We start from the raw sequence: 17,323 nt of genomic DNA, 5'->3' as shown, positions 1-17,323 counted from the left end.
CCCCGACCCCGTGCCTCAAACTCCCCCTACGGCCTGGCGGCCGTGGGAGGTGCCCCCCGGCGGGGCTGAAGTTGCCCGGGCACATCGTGTCCGGGCAACTCCAGCCCGGCCGGCGATTGAGGCCACCGCGCGGAGCGCGGTATGGGGCCCGGGGCTTGCCCCGGTTTGGGAAGGGGCGGGGTGGGGAACAAGCCCGCCGCAGGCGCCACCCCCGCCCGTCACGCCCCCAGCACCGCCACCTCCACCCCCGCCAGCCGCCCCCGCTCCGCGACGACGTCGATTCTGGTGATCGCCCCATCGGCGGCGATGGCGAAGGTCAGCACCACGGCCAGCCGCCCCTGAGGCGCCATCACCAGCCCGACCGTGCCGTCCACCAGCGCGACGCCCGTGAAGCGCGCGCGCCCCATCGCGGCCATCGCGCCCTTGGCGACCGGGCGGGCGCCGTGGACCACGATCGGTTCGGGGCTGGGGACGACCGCCTTGTCGGCGTGCAGCACCACGTCGGGGTGGAGCAGGGCGAGCAGCGCGCTGAAGTCCCCGCCCCGCGTCGCCGCCAGGAACGCGTCGACGACCCGGTGCCGCCGTGCCAGGTCGGCGTCCGGCGCGGCGGCGTCGGCCCCGCCCTTGACCCGGCGGCGCGCGCGGCTCGCGAGCTGCCTCGCCGCGGTCGGGGAGCGCTCGATCAGCGGGCCGATCTCGTCGAACGGTACGGCGAACAGGTCGTGCAGCACGAACGCGAGACGCTCGGCCGGCGCCAGCGTGTCGAGTACGACCAGCAGCGCCACCCCGACCGAGTCGGCGAGCAGCGCCTCCTCCTCGGGATCGGTCCCGCCCTCGGGGCCGGCAGCCGGCTGGGGCAGCCGTGCCTCGAGCGGGTCCTCGCGCCGCGACTCGCGCTTGCGCAGCATGTTCAGGCAGACCCGCGACACCACCGTGGTCAGCCAGCCGCCGAGGTTCTCGACGCCGCCGGTGTCGGCGCGGCTGACCCGCAGCCAGGACTCTTGCAGGGCGTCGTCGGCCTCGCCGGCCGAGCCGAGCATCCGGTAGGCCATGGCCCGCAGCCGGGGCCGGTCCTCCTCGAAGCGGTCGAGCAGCGCTGCGTTCTCGTCCATCGGTCCCAATCCTCGCTCGCGGGGGCGTCAAAGAAGCCGGCCCCCGAAAACCTATCGACTGTGCCGGTCCGGACGAGGTCGAGCCCGACGTGACGACGGCCCCGCCATGCGGCGGGGCCGGTCGCTGAGGGGTCGGGTCGGTAGGGAAGCGGATCACCGGTGGTGCTTGGCGAACTCCACAAGACCGGTGAACCCCTCATGGGTCAGGGTCAGGTGCGGGCCGTACGGGTCCTTGCTGTCGCGGATCAGGAACTCACCGGTTGCGCGCGCGTGTTCGGGCGCCCATTCGATGCACTGACCCCCGTCGCCGCCGCTGTAGGTGCTCTTGACCCACCGCATCGGCTGAGTGCCGGGCGTGCTGCTCATTTGGCGTGATCCTCCATGATCTTGCGAACCAGGGACAGCGACTCCTGCTCGGACAGTGCCGCCATGCGCAGCCGATCGAACATGCCGACGGCTGTCGCCACCACGCTAGACGTGCCGTCCACTTGACCACCATGGGTGGGGGTCTCGGTGTAGACCGCGTGGGGTGCGCCGTGCAACGAAAGCAGCGTAAACGGCAGGTGGCTGGGCGCGGCACCCGCTTCGTACGGCAGCAGTTGAACCGTGACATGGGGCGATGTCATCTGTGCGGCCAGATGCTCGAGCTGTCCGATCATGACGGACCGGCCGCCGACGCGGGTACGCAGGACGGACTCATGGATCACGACCCACAAGAGGGGCGGTTCGTCACGCTCTATGACGGCCTGCCGTCTGATGCGCACGTCCACATGCGCTTTGATCCGCTCTTCGGCCTCACGCGGGTGAGCGGCGCGGAAGACGGCCGACGCGTACTCCGGAGTCTGCAGCAGGCCCATGAGGAACGTGCACGAGTAGTCCGTGATCCCGCTCGCGGACTCCTCGAGGGTGATGTACGGCACGAACCATTCCGGGTGCCCCTGCTTGCTCAGCTTGGCACGAAGCCGGGCGTACACGCCGGGCGTGCCGGCCACACGGTCCATCGCCTCCGCGAAGGCTTCTGACGCCAGCACGGCGCCGTTCTCGACCTTGCTGACCTGTGCCTGCCGGTAGTGCAGTTGGTCCGCGAATCTCTCTTGGGACAGCCCCAGGGCTTCCCGGAGTGCCTTGGTCTCCTCGCCGAAGTACGCAGCACCGTCGGCGGGCTCCTGTGCCTGGTCAGCCTGCTCGCTCACCTGTTCAACTCCCCGGTATTCCGCTTGCGTTGGAATGGCCCCAGACCTGTTGAGCGTGCGCACTCCGAGGCCATGGTGTGAGTAGGTAGTCACACAGAGCAAGCGGGGGAGAACGGCCAACAGTGTACGGAGAGACGGCGGACATGGCGACGGCAGGCAGGCGGCAGACGGCTACGGACAGGGTCAGAGACGCCGAACGGGCGCGTGACGAACTACGGCACGCGCTCGACGCGGCGGGGGTGAAGCTGCCGTCGCTGTCCCTTGACGCCGTCTCCTGCGCCGGGTCCGCCCCGCTCGCGCTGATCGACTTGGGGCGCTGCAACGTGGCGATGGCCCGCGCGCTTGCCGCCGCGCTCCGGCCGGCGCCCGAGGGCACGGGGCACAGGCAGGGGGTGGCGCGGTGACTCGGCGCGTGTTCCGCTACGTCCCGTTCTCCATCCAGCAGGACGCGACGGCGGAACCGGAGTACGAGGCCCGTTGCGTGTCCGGCGACGAAACCGAGTGCGGGGCCCGGTCCGGTACGCACAGCGCGCCCGGGCCGGTGGAACGGTGGCAGTGCAGGCACGCGCAGGAGACCGGGCACCGGCGCTACCGCCGGAACTTCGGCGACTACGCGGTCGTGCAACCGCCGGGCGAGCGGGCCGGACTCGTACCGTCGGACGGCGGCGGAGCGTGATGTTCACCCCTGCCGCCGAGCGTCCATGGCGCGATGCGTGGCCGCTTGCCGCGCGGACGGACGACGGTAACGCGTGGGTGTCGGGGGCCTGTTGGCTGTACTGCCGGCGCGAGGGCGTGCGCGTGCTGTGGGTCGGCTCCGTGAACGCCCCCGGTGCGACGGGTGATGTGTACGCCTGCGGCCCGTGCATCGCGGAGCTCGCCCACATGGTGCGCGTCCAGTCGCACGTTCGCGACGGAATCGCGGCCCGTACCGAGCGGGGGCCTGCGACGTTCACCGTGCCCGTTCACGCACCCCCCGCCACGACCGGGGCGTGCGAGCACCGGCAGACCGAGAAGCGCGACGGCAAGACCTGCTGCCGGGCCTGTCAGCGACAGCTCTACCTGTGAAGGTCCGCAGCAGGTCTGCAACAGAGAGGGGCGGTCGAAGCCGTACCGGCTTCGACCGCCCCCACTCGGACGTACGACGACGACGGGTCGTTTGCGACCCGTCTCTACGCCCCTTCGGAACCCGACGGGCGACGGTGCCGGCCGTGCGGCTGCGTCGCCGCGTCCTCCGTCGCCGCACCGCCCCGGTGCTTTCCGGCACCGCCGCCGTCGCCCCGCCCGGCGGCCGCGGACTGCGGGCGCTCGTGGGTCGTGTCGGTTCGGGCTTCAGACATGTGGGAAGTCACCCCGTGTGATCGCTGCTTACGTGTGTCGCAGGGCGCCCGGCCGCACATGAGGTCCGCGCCCGGTCACCCCGGCCCGAGAGTCTAGCCACGGGCCGCGCCGCCGGTGAGTGGTGCCTGCTGCAAGGGAACCGGCCTGCACACAACAGGACTGGCGGAGCCTTCGCATGGTTCCCCACCTGCGGCTTCCGGTTGTGCGGGTTCTGTGGCCGACTTCTGAGGATAGGTTTCTGCAGAAAGAACGAGAGGCTCCGGCGCCTGCGCCCGGGCCACCCCGCACGGCATCGACCCGGTCGCGCAGGGCAGTTGCAGCATCCCGTCCCGGCTCCAGGTGCCGGACCCGGTCAACCAGCCCTCGGGCGCGGCGAGTTGGTGGAGCCGCCGGTCCGCCGGGCGCCACATGCCCAGCCAGCTGCCCGCCGCGCCGTCGATCCGCAGCGCCACCGCACAGCTCTCGGGCATCAGCACCTGTCCCGGCTGTACGGCGAACGGTGTGACCAGCGCGTCCGGCAGGCGCAGACTCCGTGGGAACCGCACCGGCCGCGCGCTGCCCAGCACGCCCCAGCCGAGCAGGTCCTGGCCGGGCCCCGCCGCGTTCGAACGGACCAGCAGCAGACCGCTGTCGGCGTCCGCGAGCAGCAGCCGGTCGTCGCTGTCCTCGGCGATCTGGAGCAGCGGCGTCACCTCGCCGCCCCGCTCCAGGTCGACCGCGACCGACTTCACCGGCCCGCCGTCCGGCTGCGTCCGGTCGAGCGCGAGCAGCCGCCCCGTACGGTCCAGCCACACTCCGCCCGAGCAGTGCCCGCTGACGTCGGCGATGTGCTCGGGGCCGTCGCCGCCCGCCACCAGCCAGATGCCGGTCGTACGCTCGCCGGGTGCCAGGGCGTACGCGCTGACCCCGTCCGGTGACGGCGGCAGCAGCGTCAACTCCTCGGCGGCGACGGCCCCGAGGGGTAGCTCGCCCGTCGCGGGGCCGGTCGGGTAGAGCAGCGAGAAGGTGTGCCGCTCCGCGACCCGGCGGCGGATCAGGACCCGGCCGTCGGCGAGCGGCAGCACCTGCGCCTCGGGCTCCTCCGGCTGGTCGAGCGGCAGCGGTACGGCGTACGGCTCGGGCCCGTCGAGCGTCCAGCGCTCGGGGAACAGCGCGTCGCCCGTACCGGCGAGGCGGGCTCCGTACGTTCCGTCCGCGGTGATGGTGAAGGCCGGCCCGCCGGCCGTCGCCGGGGGCTCCGCGTTCCCGGTCGAAGGCTCCTCGCTCGAAGGCTCCCTGCTCGACGGTCCGTTCGCAGGCTCCCCGCTCGTGGCCTCCGTGCCGCCCGTTCCGGCGGCCCCGTCCGTGCCGTTGTTGTCCGTGACCGCCCCGTCCTCCGTGGCGGTCTCGATGGCCAAGGCTGTCATCGATGCCTCACCTCCGGACTCCGAAGCTAGGTATCGCACTTCCTGCCGAACAACACGAGCTGCGTACCTTCACACATAAGGGTGGCCATGCGGCGATTTGCCTGAGAACGACGGGGCGGTTGTGCTGCCCGTCCGGGGCCGTGGATAAGGTAAGGGCCACCTAAGTTCGTAGAGCAGGAGCATGCCATGTCCGTACGCCGCCGCGGTACAGCCGCCGCAGTCGCCTTCGCCGCCGCCCTCTCCCTCGCCGCCTGCGGCACCGGCGGCGAGGCCGGCGAGGACACCGGCGCGAAGGCCGACGACGGTGGCAAGAAGGCCGTGGCGCAGGGCGGCAAGGACTTCGGCGACGCCGCCGCGAAGACCGCGGCGATGGGCACGGACGCCGAGCCCGGCGAGTTCCCGCGCACCATCACCCACGCGCTGGGCGAGACCGAGATCAAGGCCGAGCCCAAGCGGGTCGTCGTCCTCGACGTCGGCGAGCTGGACAACGTCGCCTCCCTCGGCGTCCAGCCGGTCGGCTACGCGCCGACCGAGGGCGACGACGGCATCCCCGAGTACCTGAAGAAGGCCGCGGGCGCCCCCAAGAGCGTCGGCACCATCAACAGCCTCAACCTGGAGGCCATCGCCGCCCTGAAGCCGGACCTGATCCTCGGCAGCCAGCTGCGCGCGAGCGACAAGTACAAGGAGCTGTCGCAGATCGCCCCGACCGTCTTCTCCATCCGTCCGGGCTTCACCTGGAAGGAGAACTACCTCCTCAACGCCGCGGCGCTCGACAGGACCGCGGAGGCCGAGGCCAAGCTCGGCGCGTACGAGAAGAAGGCGAAGCAGCTCGGCACCGACCTCGGCGAGAAGAAGCCGACGGTCACCATGCTCCGTTACATGCCGGGCAAGATCCGTCTCTACGCCAAGGCGTCCTTCATCGGCACGATCCTGGACGACGCCGGCGTCCCGCGGCCGAAGAACCAGCAGATCAACGACCTCGCCGCCGAGATCAGCCCGGAGAAGATGGACGAGGCCGACGCCGACTGGATCTTCACCGGCGTCTACGGCGACCCGTCGAAGACCAAGCGCGACACCGCCGAGTCCAACCCGCTGTGGAAGAACCTGGGGGCCGTCAAGGCCGGGCAGGCCAAGGACGTACCCGACGAGACCTGGTACCTCGGTCTCGGCGTCACCGCCGCCGAGGAGGTCCTCGACGACCTGCGCGGCTTCCTCGTGAAGTAGACCGTGACGTCGCAGGCGGGGAAGCGGACGGGGAAGCGGACGTCGTGAAGTAGGCGCACACCGTGTGGACGGACGGGGCAGGTAGCCTTTGCTGCGTGCCCCGTCTGCCTGAAGTCATCGCCGCGCTCGACGCCCTCTGGCCCCCCGAGCGGGCCGAACAGTGGGACGCCGTCGGCACGGTCTGCGGAGACCCCGGCGCCGAGGTCACCCGCGTGCTGTTCGCCGTCGACCCCGTCCAGGACGTCGTCGACGAGGCGGTCGGGCTCGGCGTCGACCTCCTCGTCACCCACCACCCGCTCTATCTGCGCGGTACGACGACCGTCGCCGCCGGCCACTTCAAGGGCCGGGTCGTGCACACCCTGATCAAGAACGACATCGCGCTGCACGTCGCGCACACCAACGCCGACACCGCCGACCCCGGCATCTCCGACGCCCTCGCCGGCGCACTCGACCTGCGCGTCGTCCGTCCCCTGGTCCCCGACGCCACCGACCCGAACGGGCGCCGCGGCCTCGGCCGGGTGTGCGAACTGGACCGCCCCGAGACACTGCGCGAGTTCGCGGCCCGCGCCGCGAAGCGCCTGCCCGCCACCGCGCAGGGCATCCGCCTCGCCGGCGACCCCGACGCGACCGTGCGCACCGTCGCGGTCAGCGGCGGCTCCGGCGACAGCCTCTTCGAGCAGGTACGCGCCGCCGGCGTCGATGCCTTCCTCACCGCCGACCTGCGCCACCACCCGGCGTCGGAGGCCACCCAGCACTCACCGCTCGGCCTCGTCGACGCCGCGCACTGGGCCACCGAATGGCCCTGGTGCGAACAGGCCGCGGCCCAGCTCGACGCAATCTCCGACCGGCACGGCTGGGACCTGCGGGTCCACGTCTCCGGCACGGTCACCGACCCCTGGTCCGCCCACCACGATTCCTCTGGAGCCCCCAACTGAACGCCGCCCCCGCCGACCAGATCCGACTTCTCGACGTCCAGGCCCTCGACCGGCGACTGGGGCAGCTCGCGCACAGGCGCACGTCGCTGCCGGAGCACGCCGAGATCGACTCGCTCGCCAAGGACCTCACCCAGCTGCGTGACCTGCTCGTCGCCGCGCAGACCGAGGAGAGCGACACCGCCCGCGAGCAGACCAAGGCCGAGCAGGACGTCGACCAGGTGCGCCAGCGCGCCACCCGCGACCAGGACCGCCTGGACTCCGGCGCGATCACCTCGCCCAAGGACCTGGAGAACCTGCAGCACGAGATCGTCTCCCTCGCCAAGCGCCAGGGCGACCTGGAGGACATCGTCCTCGAGGTCATGGAGCGCCGCGAGTCCCTGCAGGAGCGCGTCGCCGAGCTGACCGAGCGGGTCTCCTCCGTGCAGGGCAAGGTCGACGACGCCGTCGCCCGCAGGGACGCCGCCGAGCAGGAGATCGACGGCGAGACCGCGTCGGTCACCAAGGAGCGCGAGCTCGTCGCCGCCTCCGTCCCGGCCGACCTGCTCAAGCTGTACGAGAAGCTGCGCGTCCAGCAGGGGGGAGTGGGCGCGGCCCGGCTGTTCCAGCGCCGCTGCGAGGGCTGCCAGCTCGAGCTGAACATCACCGAGCTGAACGACGTCCGCGCCGCCGCGCCCGACACGGTGCTGCGCTGCGAGAACTGCCGTCGCATCCTCATCCGTACGTCCGAATCGGGACTCTGATGCGGGAGTTCGTCGTCGAGGCCGACGGCGGCTCCCGGGGCAACCCGGGCCCCGCCGGCTACGGCGCGGTCGTCCTCGACCCGGTCTCCGGCGAACCTCTCGCCGAGGCCGCCGAGTACATCGGCGTCGCGACGAACAACGTCGCGGAGTACAAGGGCCTGGTCGCCGGCCTCAGAGCCGCCCACGCGCTCGACCCGGAGGCGGTCGTCCGCGTACGGATGGACTCCAAGCTCGTCGTCGAGCAGATGTCGGGCCGCTGGAAGATCAAGCACCCGGACATGAAGCCCCTGGCGGCCGAGGCCGCCCGGGTCTTCCCGCCCGGCCGGGTCACGTACGAGTGGATCCCGCGCGAGCGCAACAAGCACGCGGACCGGCTCGCCAACGAGGCGATGGACGCGGGCAAGAAGGGCAAGCAGTGGGAGCCGTCGCGCTCCATGGCGGCGCTCGACGCGCGCGACGCGGAGGCGGCGCGCGTGGTCGGCGACGCGGCGGTGGGCGCGGCGAAGGCCCGGGCGGCGATGGGGCGGACGACGGCCGAGGTCTCCGCCGAGGCCCCGGCCGGAGTCGGGCTCGGCGCCCCCGGGCCGGCCACGGCCGTCACCGTCACGGAACCGGCCCCCGAGGCCGCCCCCGCGCCGGGATGGGGCCCGCCCGACATGGGGCTGCCCGCCACCTTCGTGCTGCTCCGGCACGGGGAGACGGTCCTGACCCCCGAGAAGCGGTTCTCCGGCAGCGGCGGCAGCGACCCGGTGCTCTCCGCCGTGGGCCGCCGCCAGGCAGAGGCCGTCGCCGCGGCCCTCGCGGAGCGCGGCACGATCCAGGAGATCGTCAGCTCCCCGCTGCGCCGCTGCCGCGAGACCGCGGACGCGGTCGCCGCGAGGCTCGGCCTCGGGGTGACCCTCGAAGAGGGCCTGCGCGAGACCGACTTCGGCGCGTGGGAGGGCCTGACGTACGCGGAGGTACGGGAGCGGTACCCCGACGACCTCGACGCATGGCTCGCCTCCCCGAAGGCCACGCCGACGGGCGGCGGCGAGAGCTTCGCCACGGTGGCGCGCCGGGTCGCGGCGACCCGCGACAAGCTCCTGGCCCGCAGCCAGGCCCGCAGCCAGGGCCGCACGGTGCTGGTGGTCACCCACGTGACCCCGGTCAAGACACTGGTCCGCCTGGCCCTGAGCGCCCCGCCGGAGTCCCTGTTCCGCATGGAACTGTCGGCGGCGTCGCTGTCGGCGGTGGCGTACTACGCGGACGGCAACGCGTCGCTGCGGCTGCTGAACGACACGTCGCACCTGCGGTGAGGGTGGGGGCGGGGCGGTCCGCTGCGCGGGCGTGTTCCCCTCCCCGCCCCTTCCCGAAACCGGGCTCTGCCCGGACCCGCGCCTCAATCGCCGGCGAGGCTGATTTCGCGGAGCGAAATCCAGCCCGGCCTGGGGGTACTCCCCCTACGCCTGGCGGCGTGGGAGGTGCCCCCACCCACGGCCGCCAGGCCGTAGGGGGAGATTGAGGCCACCGCGCGAAGCGCGGTACCGGGGTGCGGGGCTTGCCCCGGTTTCGGGAAGGGGCGGGGAGGGGGAACAGCCCGCCGCAGGCGCCACCCGGCCGCTCACGACCCCAACCCCGCCGCCTCCCGTGCCAGCCCCGCGACCCGCGCCCAGTCCCCGGCCCGTACCGCGTCCGCCGGCAGCATCCACGTACCGCCCACGCACGCCACGTTCGGCAGCCCGAGATACGCCGGCGCCGACGCCAGGGACACCCCGCCCGTGGGGCAGAAACGGGCCTGGGGAAGCGGACCGGCGAGGGACTTCAGATACGGGATGCCGCCCGCCGCCTCCGCCGGGAAGAACTTCATCCCGCTCACCCCGCGCTCCAGCAGCGCCACGACCTCCGACGCCGTCGAGACACCAGGCAGGAACGGCACCCCGGACGCCCGCATCGCGTCCAGGAGCGTGTCCGTCCACCCGGGGCCGACCAGGAAGCGCGCCCCGGCCGCCACCGCCGAGGTGACGCCCGAGGGCGTGATCACGGTGCCCGCGCCGACGGCCGCCTCCGGTACCTCCGCCGCGATCGCGCGGATCGCGTCGAGCGCGGCCGGGGTCCGCAGCGTCACCTCGATCGCGGGCAGCCCGCCCTCGACCAGGGCGCGGGCGAGCGGCACGGCGTCGGCGGCGTCGTCGATGACGACGACGGGGATCACGGGGGCGAGGTCCAGCACGGAGATCATGCGCCCATCCTGCCCAGCGGAAGCGCGGTACACAACGAACGTTGCACAGGGTGCAATACGGCGTCAGTGGATCTCCGACACCACCACGTCGAGCCCCCACGCCTTCCCCGCCCGCTGAGGCGCCTGCGCCTCCACCACGTACCCGAGGTCCCGCAGCGCCTCCACCAGCGCCGCCGGGGACCTCGGCGCCGTGCCCGCCTCCAGCAGGCTCCGTACGAGCCGGCCCTTCGTCGCCTTGTTGAAGTGGCTGACCACCGAGCGCTTCTCGACGCCGTCGACGATCTGCGAGTGCAGCACCCGCACCGTCGCCGTACGGTCCGCCACCTCGCCCGTCGGCTTCCACGCCGCCGCGTACGCCGACGAGCGCAGGTCCAGCACCAGCCCGCCGCCGGCCGCCTGAGGCAGCGCGGACTCCATCGGGCCCCGCCAGTACGAGCCCAGATTGCCGAGCCCCGGCAGCTTGACCCCCATCGAGCAGCGGTACGGCGGGATACGGTCGCCGACCCGCACCGCGCCCCACAGCCCGGAGAACACCAGCAGTGACTTCCGGGCCCGCCCGCGCGCGGCCGCGTCCAGCGTGGCCAGGCCCAGGGCGTCGTACAGCACGCCCGTGTAGAGCTCGCCGGCCGGCCGGGTACCGGCCGTCCGCAGCTCCACGTTCTTCGCGATCTCGCCGCGCAGGCCCTCGCTCAGCCCGAGCACCTGCCGCGCCTTCTCCTCGTCGGCCGCGCACAGCTCGACCAGCTCGTCCAGCACGGCGGCCCGTGCCCCGGCGAGCCCCGGCAGCGACAGCGACTCCGGCTTCAGCGGAGCCCCGCGGCCGGCAGCGGCCTTGCCCTCCGACGGCGGCAACAGGACAAGCACGGCGGTCTCCTTCGTACGAACACGGGTGGGGGTGCGGCCCCGCGCAAGGGTACAAAGCGCCGGGACCGCCGAAATGCCACCACCCCCGCCCCGTCCTACGCTCGGTCCATGCCCCGCCGCCAGATGACCGTGACCGGCGCAGCCGAGGCCCCGCTGCGCGCCGCCCTGCGTGAGCTGCGCACGACGCTCGACGTGCCGGACGGCTTCCCCGCGGCGGTCCTCGCGGAGGCCGAGGCCGCGGCGAAGGCGCCGCGGCTGCCCGAAGAGGACGCGACGGACATCCCCTTCTTCACCGTCGACCCGCCCGCCTCCGTCGACCTCGACCAGGCGATGCATCTCGCCCGCCGGGCCGGCGGCTTCCGCGTCCACTACGCGATCGCCGACGTCGCCGCCTTCGTGGCACCCGGCGGGGTGCTGGACTCGGAGGCCCACCGCAGGGTGCAGACCCTGTACTTCCCCGACGTGAAGGTCCCCCTCCACCCGCCCGTCCTCTCCGAGGACGCCGCGAGCCTGCTCCCCGGCCAGAGCGCCCCCGCGCTGCTGTGGCGGATCGACCTCGACGGCGAGGGGCGTACGGTCACCGCCGACGTCCGCCGCGCACTCGTCCGCAGCCGCGCCCGGCTCGACTACGAGGGCGCACAGCGGCAGATCGACACCGGCACCGCGGAGGAACCGCTCGCCCTGCTGAGGGAGATCGGGAAGCTGCGCGAGTCGCTCGAGATCGAGCGCGGGGGCATCTCGCTGAACGTTCCCGAGCAGGAGATCGAGCAACGGGACGACGGTTCCTACGCCCTCGCCTACCGCGCCCCGCGCCCCGCCGACGGGTGGAACGCCCAGATCTCCCTCCTCACCGGCATGGCCGCCGCCCGCCTGATGACCGCGTCGGGCACGGGCATCCTGCGCACCCTGCCGACCGCCCCCGACGGAGCCGTGGCGCGGCTGCGCCGCTCCGCGCAGGCCCTGCACGTCGACTGGCCGCACCACGTCTCGTACGCCGAGCTCGTCCGCTCCCTCGACCCGCGCGAACCCCGCAACGCCGCCTTCCTGGAGGAGTGCACGACCCTGCTGCGCGGCGCCGGGTACTCGGCGTTCACCGGCGGCGTCCTGCCCGTGCCCGCCGTCCACGCCGCGGTCGCCGCCGAGTACACCCACTGCACCGCGCCGCTGCGCCGGCTCGTCGACCGTTACGCGGGCGAGCTGTGCCTCGCCGCCGTCGCGGGCCACGAGCCGCCGGAGTGGGTGAGCGCCGCCCTGGAGGCGCTGCCCGCGGAGATGGCCGTCGGCGCGCGCCGGGGCAACACCGTGGAGCGGGAGTGCGTCGACCTCCTGGAGGCGGTCGTGCTGCAGGACCGGATCGGTGAACTCTTCGACGCGGTCGTCGTGGACCTCAAGGACAACGACCCCTCCGCAGGCACCGTCCAGCTCGAGGACCCGGCGGTGGTGGCCCGTATCGACGGCGACGGCACGCCGCTGCCTCTGGGAGAGCGGCTGCAGGTCCGCCTCACCGAGGCGGACCCGGCGCGGGCGAAGGTACGGTTCACGCCGGCGTGACCGGCGCCTGCGCCGGGCGCTCCCCGCTCACCGCCTCCCGCAGCGCCTTCGCGAAGGCCCTCGCGTCGTCGGCATGGACCCGGACCGTGCGCACGGGCCGCTCCCGCCCCAGCAGACCGACGTGGGTCACCGGCTCGGACAGCTCCAGCGTCACCGACGTCTGCGCGGCGACCTTCAGATCGAGGACGCCGTCCTGCTCCTCGTGCGTGAAGCGCAGCTCGTGGCGGACGGCGGCGATCCGGGCCAGCGGTATGCGCAGGTCCACATGGCCGGCCTGGCGCAGCCGCAGCGTGTCCGCCGACAGGACGTGGGGGCGGGTGACCGAGGCGGCCTGCAGGCCCAGCATGAACAGCACGGTGTAGACGTCCAGGACGAGCATCACCGCGTGCACGACCGGCCAGTCCAGCAGCAGATACGACACGGCCACCGTCTCCACGACACACGCGAACGTGAAGCCGTACATCAGCGCCGCCTGGTCCCTCGCGTGCCCGAAGGCCCGGTCGCCCGGCCCGACGCCGTCACGCCGCCGCCCGGCCCACAGGAACAGGCTGCGCATCAGCCGCAGTTCGTGCCCCGCCAGCCGCAGCACGGGTACGGGCACCAGCTCCGCCACCGCCTCCCGCGGGGCCAGGCCGCGCCTGCGCAGCGTCACGTACGCGTACACCTCGGCGCCCAGCAGCAGCACGACGGCAGCCTCGGCGGCGGCGAGGACGGGCAGCGGGACCGCCACGCCGGCCACCAGGCAGACGGCGAGCAGCACCTCGGCGGGCAGCACCGCGTACGCGACGGTCCGCAGCACCCGCACGAGGCGGCTCATCGGGCACGCTCCACGAGCAGGTGCAGGGCGCGGATCACGACCGCGGCCTGGGCGGGGGAGAGGTCGGCGAGGTAGACGTCCAGGAAACCGTCGTCCGGGACGCCGCCCCGGGCATCGAGTTGGGCCGCGACCTCGTCGGGCAGCATGTCGGCCAGCTCCCGGGCGCTCTCCTCGACCCGTGGATCGTCCGGGTCGGCGTCCGCGAGCGCGTCGAGGGCCGCGTACAGCGCGTACGCCCGCTCCATCGCCCCCGGCGCCTCGGTGATCCGGCGCATCGTCCCCATCAGCCGCTCCTGCTCCGGCGTCGGCGCCACGGTGTCCAGCAGCGCCAGCAGCTCGCGGTCCTTGGCCGCCATCGCGGGCTCCGGTCCGGGCAGGGCGGCGGACGTACGGGCCATGTCCCCGAACACCTCCGCCAGCAGCGGCGACACCGGCCCCTCCGCGGTCAGCTCGCCGCCGCGGGCCTGCGCGAGGAGCACGGCCAGCCGGGTCCGCCGCCGGTGGATCAGCGCCTCCTGCCGCGCGAGGTCCTCGTCCAGCTCCTCGAGCACCTCGACGAGATCCCGCCCGGCGTCGTCCGCGACCACGTCCCGCACCTCGTCGAGCCCGAGTCCGAGCTCGGTCAGCCGCCGGACCCGGGCGAGCAGCACGGCGTCGCGTATCCCGTACTCCCGGTATCCGTTGGCCCGCCGGACGGGCTCGGGCAGCAGCCCGAGGTGGTGGTAGTGCCGCACGGCCCGCGGGGTCACCCCCACCAGCGCGGCGATCTCTCCGATTCGCATGGGACCAGTAGAAACGTTGACGCTGCGACAAGGTCAAGCGACGTCGGGCCCGTGGACGGGGGCTCTGTGCCACGATCGAGGGAACGATCCCGATCACACGGACGGCGGGTGCCTCGATGTCCGACGCTGACGACATGACTGCCATGACGCACGTACCGATCACGCAGGACGCGGACGTTCTGCTGGAGGGCTTCCTGGCGCTGGACACGCCGGAGGGGTTCCGGGCGGAGTTGATCGAGGGGGAGATCGTCGTGACACCGCCGCCGGACGGGGACCACGAGAACTACATCAACAAGATCGTCAAGCAGATCATCAGGCGATCGCAGACGGACATGGACTTCTCCGGAAACAAGGGGCTGACACTGCAGTCGGTCCCGAATGCCGTGAGAAACCACGTCATCCCGGACTGCACCCTCGCCCCCGCTGAACTGAACCTGTTCGAAGGCGCGGGCTCCTGGATGCCCTGCGACGGAGTGACGATGGTGCTGGAGGTCACCTCGACCCGCCCGCATGGCGACCGGGAGACCAAGCGCCGCTGCTATGCCCAGGGCGGCATTCCGCTCTACCTCCTCGTGGACCGGGACAACTGGTCCCTGACGCTCTTCACCGACCCTGCACGCGGCGACTATCGGGAGCAACACACGGTCCCGATCGCAAAACCGCTTCCCCTCCCCGAGCCGTTCGGCTTCGACCTGGAGACGACCGAGTTCCGGTGAATCGGCAGGTAGCATGGTCCCCACGGCAGACGAGCCGGGCGGACGGCCGCGTGAGGTCCCGAGAGGGGCTTCCCGAGGAACGTCCGGGCTCCACAGGGCAGGGTGGTGGCTAACGGCCACCCGGGGTGACCCGCGGGACAGTGCCACAGAAAACAGACCGCCGGGGACCTCGGTCCTCGGTAAGGGTGAAACGGTGGTGTAAGAGACCACCAGCGCCTGGGGTGACTCAGGCGGCTAGGTAAACCCCACCCGGAGCAAGGTCAAGAGGGACCGCCGCGAGGTGGTCCTGCGCGGACGATCGAGGGCGGCCCGCCCGAGTCCGCGGGTAGACCGCACGAGGCCGGTGGCAACGCCGGTCCTAGATGGATGGCCGTCTCCCCGGCCGCCGCGAGGCGACCGGGCGACAGAACCCGGCGTACAGCCCGACTCGTCTGCCGCCACCTGTGACGTTGCCTTGGAAGGGCCTCCGACCTGTGTCGGAGGCCCTTTCCGGTCTTTCGGGGGCTTGCCCCGTCAGGCGGCTCAGCACCGGCTGTTCCCATCAGGAATATGTTGCACGTTGCGTTTTGATGCCCCGGGAACCCTTGACGGGCCCAGTACGCGGTGCGCAATATATTGCATGCCAGTTCCGCAGAGCCGAGGGCTCGTTTCCAGATCACTGCTTCGGGAGAACGCCTACAAGGCGATCCGGGACGCGATCGTCGCCGGCACACTGGCACCGGGTGAACGGCTCAACGACGGCGATCTGGTGGAGTGGCTGGGAGTGAGCCGCACTCCGGTACGGGAGGCCCTGGCCCGGTTGGAACAGGCCGGCCTGGTGCGCACCAAGCCCGGTCGTTACACCATCGTCAGCCCTCTGGACGCCCGTGCGGAACGGGCCGCCCAGTCCGTCACGGCCGCCATGCACGTCCTCGCGATCCGTGAGGCGCTTCCCAATCTTTCGACAGCCGAGTTGGACGTCATGCGAGCAGCCAATGCCCGCTTCGCTCGTGCTCTGGCCGACAACGACGTGGACGCGGCGCTCGCCGCCGACGACGAGTTCCATGACGTCGCGGTGACGGCCAGTGCGAACACGGCAGTTCGCTCCGTCCTCGAGCAGTTCACGCCGGTACTGCGCCGAGTCGAGCGGCTGCGCTTCTCCTCGCTGAGCGGCCGGGGGTCGGTCGCACAGCACGAAAAGATCATCGCCCTCTGCGAAGAAGGAGACGTCGACGGGGCAGCAGCCGCCGTCCACGCCAACTGGCAGACCCTCGCTCCGTTGCTGGACGCCCCCTTCCCCGACGAGGAACACCACGACTACGGCGCGGGCGGCACGCCCCCGCCCTGAGTAACTCCCGCGCTGGGCTTTGGGAGCCCTGTCCTTCTAGGAGTCACGATGTCTCTGGCCAGTTTCGACCGTTACCCCCTGCTGTTCGGTCCCAGCCCCATCCATCCGCTGGACCGGCTCAGCGACCATCTGCGCGGGGCCCGGATCTGGGCCAAGCGGGAGGACTGCAACAGCGGGCTCGCCTTCGGCGGCAACAAGACCCGCAAACTCGAATACCTCGTCCCCGACGCCCTGGCCGAAGGCGCCGACACCCTGGTCACCATCGGCGGGATCCAGTCCAACCACACCCGGCAGGTAGCCGCAGTCGCCGCCCGCCTCGGTATGAAGGCTGTCCTCGTCCAGGAGAGCTGGGTCGACTGGCCCGACGCAGTCAACGACAAGGTCGGCAACATCCTCCTGTCCCGCATCATGGGCGCCGACGTCCGCCTTGAGCGGGCCGCCTTCGGCATAGGCTTCAAGGAAAGCTGGAACCAGGCCCTCGACGACGTCCGCGCCGCCGGCGGCACCCCCTACGCCATTCCGGCCGGCGCCTCCGACCACCGCCTGGGCGGCCTCGGCTTCGCCAATTGGGCCTACGAGGTCGAACAGCAGGAACGCGAGCTCGGCGTCTTCTTCGACACCATCGTGGTGTGCAGCGTCACCGGCAGCACCCACGCCGGCATGATCTCCGGGTTCGCCGGCCAGGACCGGCCCCGCCGCGTCCTGGGCATCGACGCCTCGGCCAAGATCGACGAAACCCGTGCTCAGGTCGAAAAGATCGCCCGCAACACCGCCGAGCTCATCAACCTCGGCCGGGACCTGCGCGACGACGAGATCACCGTGCTCGAAGGCTGGGCCGGCGACCTCTACGGCATCCCCGTCCAGTCCACCCTCGATGCCATCACACTCACCGGAAGCCTCGAAGGCGTGATCATCGACCCGGTGTACGAGGGCAAGTCGATGGCCGGCCTCATCGACCTCGTCCGCGGCGGCGACATCCCCAAGGACTCGAACGTCCTCTACGCACACCTCGGCGGCCAGCCCGCCCTCAACGCCTACAGCGGCGTCTTCCGCTGACCCACAGCGGCAGCACATCTCCTCGCGCGCGAAGCGCGCCGGCT

The 17,323-nt window shown here is 72.3% G+C and carries 20 protein-coding genes and 1 other RNA gene; 12 read left to right on the top strand and 9 right to left on the bottom strand.

Annotated elements, in window-relative coordinates:
- Window positions 1-218: 218 nt before the first annotated feature.
- The 3 genes from ACWD01_RS22225 to ACWD01_RS22215 form a co-directional block, all read right to left on the bottom strand.
- Window positions 219-1,112 (bottom strand): sigma-70 family RNA polymerase sigma factor, encoded by an 894-nt coding sequence (locus tag ACWD01_RS22225; protein WP_451164388.1) that lies wholly within the window; start codon window positions 1,110-1,112, stop codon window positions 219-221.
- A 153-nt stretch (window positions 1,113-1,265) separates the two neighbouring features.
- Window positions 1,266-1,478 carry a DUF397 domain-containing protein gene (locus ACWD01_RS22220; protein ID WP_451164386.1) on the bottom strand — a complete coding sequence of 71 codons (213 nt, stop codon included), beginning with the start codon at window positions 1,476-1,478 and terminating at the stop codon, window positions 1,266-1,268.
- Window positions 1,475-2,368, bottom strand: a complete 894-nt coding sequence (locus ACWD01_RS22215) for a helix-turn-helix domain-containing protein (protein WP_451164384.1) — start codon at window positions 2,366-2,368, stop codon at window positions 1,475-1,477. The genes ACWD01_RS22220 and ACWD01_RS22215 overlap by 4 nt, the downstream gene beginning before the upstream one ends.
- An 80-nt stretch (window positions 2,369-2,448) precedes the next feature.
- Here ACWD01_RS22215 and ACWD01_RS22210 point away from each other — a divergent pair, with 80 nt between their 5' ends.
- Genes ACWD01_RS22210 through ACWD01_RS22200 form a run of 3 tightly spaced genes read left to right on the top strand, consistent with a single transcriptional unit; the run spans window position 2,449 to window position 3,370 of the window.
- Window positions 2,449-2,709 (top strand): hypothetical protein, encoded by a 261-nt coding sequence (locus ACWD01_RS22210; RefSeq protein WP_451164382.1) that lies wholly within the window; start codon window positions 2,449-2,451, stop codon window positions 2,707-2,709.
- The gene (locus ACWD01_RS22205) at window positions 2,706-2,981 is read left to right on the top strand and encodes a DUF7848 domain-containing protein (protein ID WP_451164380.1); all 276 of its coding nucleotides are present in this window, start codon (window positions 2,706-2,708) and stop codon (window positions 2,979-2,981) included. The genes ACWD01_RS22210 and ACWD01_RS22205 overlap by 4 nt, the downstream gene beginning before the upstream one ends.
- The gene (locus ACWD01_RS22200; RefSeq protein WP_451164378.1) at window positions 2,981-3,370 is read left to right on the top strand and encodes a hypothetical protein; all 390 of its coding nucleotides are present in this window, start codon (window positions 2,981-2,983) and stop codon (window positions 3,368-3,370) included. The genes ACWD01_RS22205 and ACWD01_RS22200 overlap by 1 nt, the downstream gene beginning before the upstream one ends.
- A 104-nt stretch (window positions 3,371-3,474) precedes the next feature.
- On the opposite strand, the gene ACWD01_RS22195 is transcribed toward ACWD01_RS22200, so the two are convergent.
- Window positions 3,475-3,642, bottom strand: a complete 168-nt coding sequence (locus tag ACWD01_RS22195; protein ID WP_451164376.1) for a hypothetical protein — start codon at window positions 3,640-3,642, stop codon at window positions 3,475-3,477.
- Between the two features lie 93 nt (window positions 3,643-3,735).
- On the bottom strand, window positions 3,736-5,049 hold the full coding sequence (locus ACWD01_RS22190; RefSeq protein ID WP_451164374.1) for a hypothetical protein: 1,314 nt from the start codon (window positions 5,047-5,049) through the stop codon (window positions 3,736-3,738).
- A gap of 186 nt (window positions 5,050-5,235) precedes the next feature.
- Here ACWD01_RS22190 and ACWD01_RS22185 point away from each other — a divergent pair, with 186 nt between their 5' ends.
- The 4 genes from ACWD01_RS22185 to ACWD01_RS22170 all read left to right on the top strand — a co-directional run bounded on the left by ACWD01_RS22185 (window position 5,236) and on the right by ACWD01_RS22170 (window position 9,243).
- Entirely contained in the window at window positions 5,236-6,273 is a 1,038-nt protein-coding gene (locus tag ACWD01_RS22185; RefSeq protein ID WP_451164372.1) for an ABC transporter substrate-binding protein, read from the top strand.
- A gap of 95 nt (window positions 6,274-6,368) precedes the next feature.
- Window positions 6,369-7,208, top strand: coding sequence for a Nif3-like dinuclear metal center hexameric protein (locus ACWD01_RS22180; RefSeq protein WP_451164370.1), 840 nt, complete (start codon window positions 6,369-6,371; stop codon window positions 7,206-7,208).
- The gene (locus tag ACWD01_RS22175; protein WP_451164394.1) at window positions 7,205-7,948 is read left to right on the top strand and encodes a zinc ribbon domain-containing protein; all 744 of its coding nucleotides are present in this window, start codon (window positions 7,205-7,207) and stop codon (window positions 7,946-7,948) included. Before ACWD01_RS22180 ends, ACWD01_RS22175 begins: the two co-directional genes overlap by 4 nt.
- Window positions 7,948-9,243, top strand: a complete 1,296-nt coding sequence (locus ACWD01_RS22170) for a bifunctional RNase H/acid phosphatase (protein WP_451164368.1) — start codon at window positions 7,948-7,950, stop codon at window positions 9,241-9,243. Before ACWD01_RS22175 ends, ACWD01_RS22170 begins: the two co-directional genes overlap by 1 nt.
- A gap of 305 nt (window positions 9,244-9,548) precedes the next feature.
- Here the strand turns inward: ACWD01_RS22170 and eda are convergent, their stop codons facing one another.
- Both eda and yaaA read right to left on the bottom strand, forming a co-directional pair.
- Window positions 9,549-10,166 (bottom strand): bifunctional 4-hydroxy-2-oxoglutarate aldolase/2-dehydro-3-deoxy-phosphogluconate aldolase, encoded by a 618-nt coding sequence (gene eda, locus ACWD01_RS22165; protein WP_451164366.1) that lies wholly within the window; start codon window positions 10,164-10,166, stop codon window positions 9,549-9,551.
- A 63-nt stretch (window positions 10,167-10,229) separates the two neighbouring features.
- Complete coding sequence (gene yaaA / locus ACWD01_RS22160; protein ID WP_451164364.1) at window positions 10,230-11,030, bottom strand: peroxide stress protein YaaA; 801 nt, start codon at window positions 11,028-11,030, stop codon at window positions 10,230-10,232.
- Between the two features lie 108 nt (window positions 11,031-11,138).
- Between yaaA and ACWD01_RS22155 the strand changes: the two genes are divergently transcribed.
- The gene (locus ACWD01_RS22155; protein WP_451164362.1) at window positions 11,139-12,581 is read left to right on the top strand and encodes an RNB domain-containing ribonuclease; all 1,443 of its coding nucleotides are present in this window, start codon (window positions 11,139-11,141) and stop codon (window positions 12,579-12,581) included.
- Here the strand turns inward: ACWD01_RS22155 and ACWD01_RS22150 are convergent.
- Window positions 12,568-13,398: a hypothetical protein gene (locus ACWD01_RS22150; RefSeq protein ID WP_451164360.1), complete on the bottom strand. Its 831-nt coding sequence runs from the start codon at window positions 13,396-13,398 to the stop codon at window positions 12,568-12,570. The two genes, ACWD01_RS22155 and ACWD01_RS22150, sit on opposite strands and share 14 nt — an antisense overlap.
- Window positions 13,395-14,180, bottom strand: coding sequence for a MerR family transcriptional regulator (locus ACWD01_RS22145; RefSeq protein ID WP_451164358.1), 786 nt, complete (start codon window positions 14,178-14,180; stop codon window positions 13,395-13,397). Before ACWD01_RS22145 ends, ACWD01_RS22150 begins: the two co-directional genes overlap by 4 nt.
- A 134-nt stretch (window positions 14,181-14,314) precedes the next feature.
- Here ACWD01_RS22145 and ACWD01_RS22140 point away from each other — a divergent pair, with 134 nt between their 5' ends.
- From ACWD01_RS22140 to ACWD01_RS22125, 4 genes are all read left to right on the top strand, one after another.
- Window positions 14,315-14,896, top strand: a complete 582-nt coding sequence (locus tag ACWD01_RS22140) for a Uma2 family endonuclease (RefSeq protein ID WP_451164356.1) — start codon at window positions 14,315-14,317, stop codon at window positions 14,894-14,896.
- A gap of 30 nt (window positions 14,897-14,926) precedes the next feature.
- Window positions 14,927-15,330, top strand: an RNA gene (gene rnpB, locus ACWD01_RS22135) — RNase P RNA component class A.
- A gap of 185 nt (window positions 15,331-15,515) precedes the next feature.
- Complete coding sequence (locus ACWD01_RS22130; protein ID WP_451164354.1) at window positions 15,516-16,223, top strand: GntR family transcriptional regulator; 708 nt, start codon at window positions 15,516-15,518, stop codon at window positions 16,221-16,223.
- 48 nt (window positions 16,224-16,271) lie between these two features.
- On the top strand, window positions 16,272-17,279 hold the full coding sequence (locus tag ACWD01_RS22125; protein ID WP_451164352.1) for a 1-aminocyclopropane-1-carboxylate deaminase: 1,008 nt from the start codon (window positions 16,272-16,274) through the stop codon (window positions 17,277-17,279).
- The last annotated feature ends 44 nt before the right edge of the window (window positions 17,280-17,323 follow it).

Source organism: Streptomyces sp. NPDC002835 (assembly GCF_053591995.1).
This window is presented reverse-complemented; position numbering and strand designations above follow the sequence as displayed.

Coding starts and splice junctions, on each gene's coding strand:
- ACWD01_RS22210 (WP_451164382.1), top strand. CDS start 2,449: ATGGCGACGGCAGGCAGGCGGCAGACGGCTACGGACAGGGTCAGAGAC.
- ACWD01_RS22125 (WP_451164352.1), top strand. CDS start 16,272: ATGTCTCTGGCCAGTTTCGACCGTTACCCCCTGCTGTTCGGTCCCAGC.
- ACWD01_RS22155 (WP_451164362.1), top strand. CDS start 11,139: ATGCCCCGCCGCCAGATGACCGTGACCGGCGCAGCCGAGGCCCCGCTG.
- ACWD01_RS22170 (WP_451164368.1), top strand. CDS start 7,948: ATGCGGGAGTTCGTCGTCGAGGCCGACGGCGGCTCCCGGGGCAACCCG.
- ACWD01_RS22200 (WP_451164378.1), top strand. CDS start 2,981: ATGTTCACCCCTGCCGCCGAGCGTCCATGGCGCGATGCGTGGCCGCTT.
- ACWD01_RS22145 (WP_451164358.1), bottom strand. CDS start 14,180: ATGCGAATCGGAGAGATCGCCGCGCTGGTGGGGGTGACCCCGCGGGCC.
- ACWD01_RS22185 (WP_451164372.1), top strand. CDS start 5,236: ATGTCCGTACGCCGCCGCGGTACAGCCGCCGCAGTCGCCTTCGCCGCC.
- ACWD01_RS22220 (WP_451164386.1), bottom strand. CDS start 1,478: ATGAGCAGCACGCCCGGCACTCAGCCGATGCGGTGGGTCAAGAGCACC.
- ACWD01_RS22140 (WP_451164356.1), top strand. CDS start 14,315: ATGACTGCCATGACGCACGTACCGATCACGCAGGACGCGGACGTTCTG.
- ACWD01_RS22190 (WP_451164374.1), bottom strand. CDS start 5,049: ATGACAGCCTTGGCCATCGAGACCGCCACGGAGGACGGGGCGGTCACG.
- ACWD01_RS22150 (WP_451164360.1), bottom strand. CDS start 13,398: ATGAGCCGCCTCGTGCGGGTGCTGCGGACCGTCGCGTACGCGGTGCTG.
- eda (WP_451164366.1), bottom strand. CDS start 10,166: ATGATCTCCGTGCTGGACCTCGCCCCCGTGATCCCCGTCGTCGTCATC.
- ACWD01_RS22225 (WP_451164388.1), bottom strand. CDS start 1,112: ATGGACGAGAACGCAGCGCTGCTCGACCGCTTCGAGGAGGACCGGCCC.
- ACWD01_RS22130 (WP_451164354.1), top strand. CDS start 15,516: ATGCCAGTTCCGCAGAGCCGAGGGCTCGTTTCCAGATCACTGCTTCGG.
- ACWD01_RS22195 (WP_451164376.1), bottom strand. CDS start 3,642: ATGTCTGAAGCCCGAACCGACACGACCCACGAGCGCCCGCAGTCCGCG.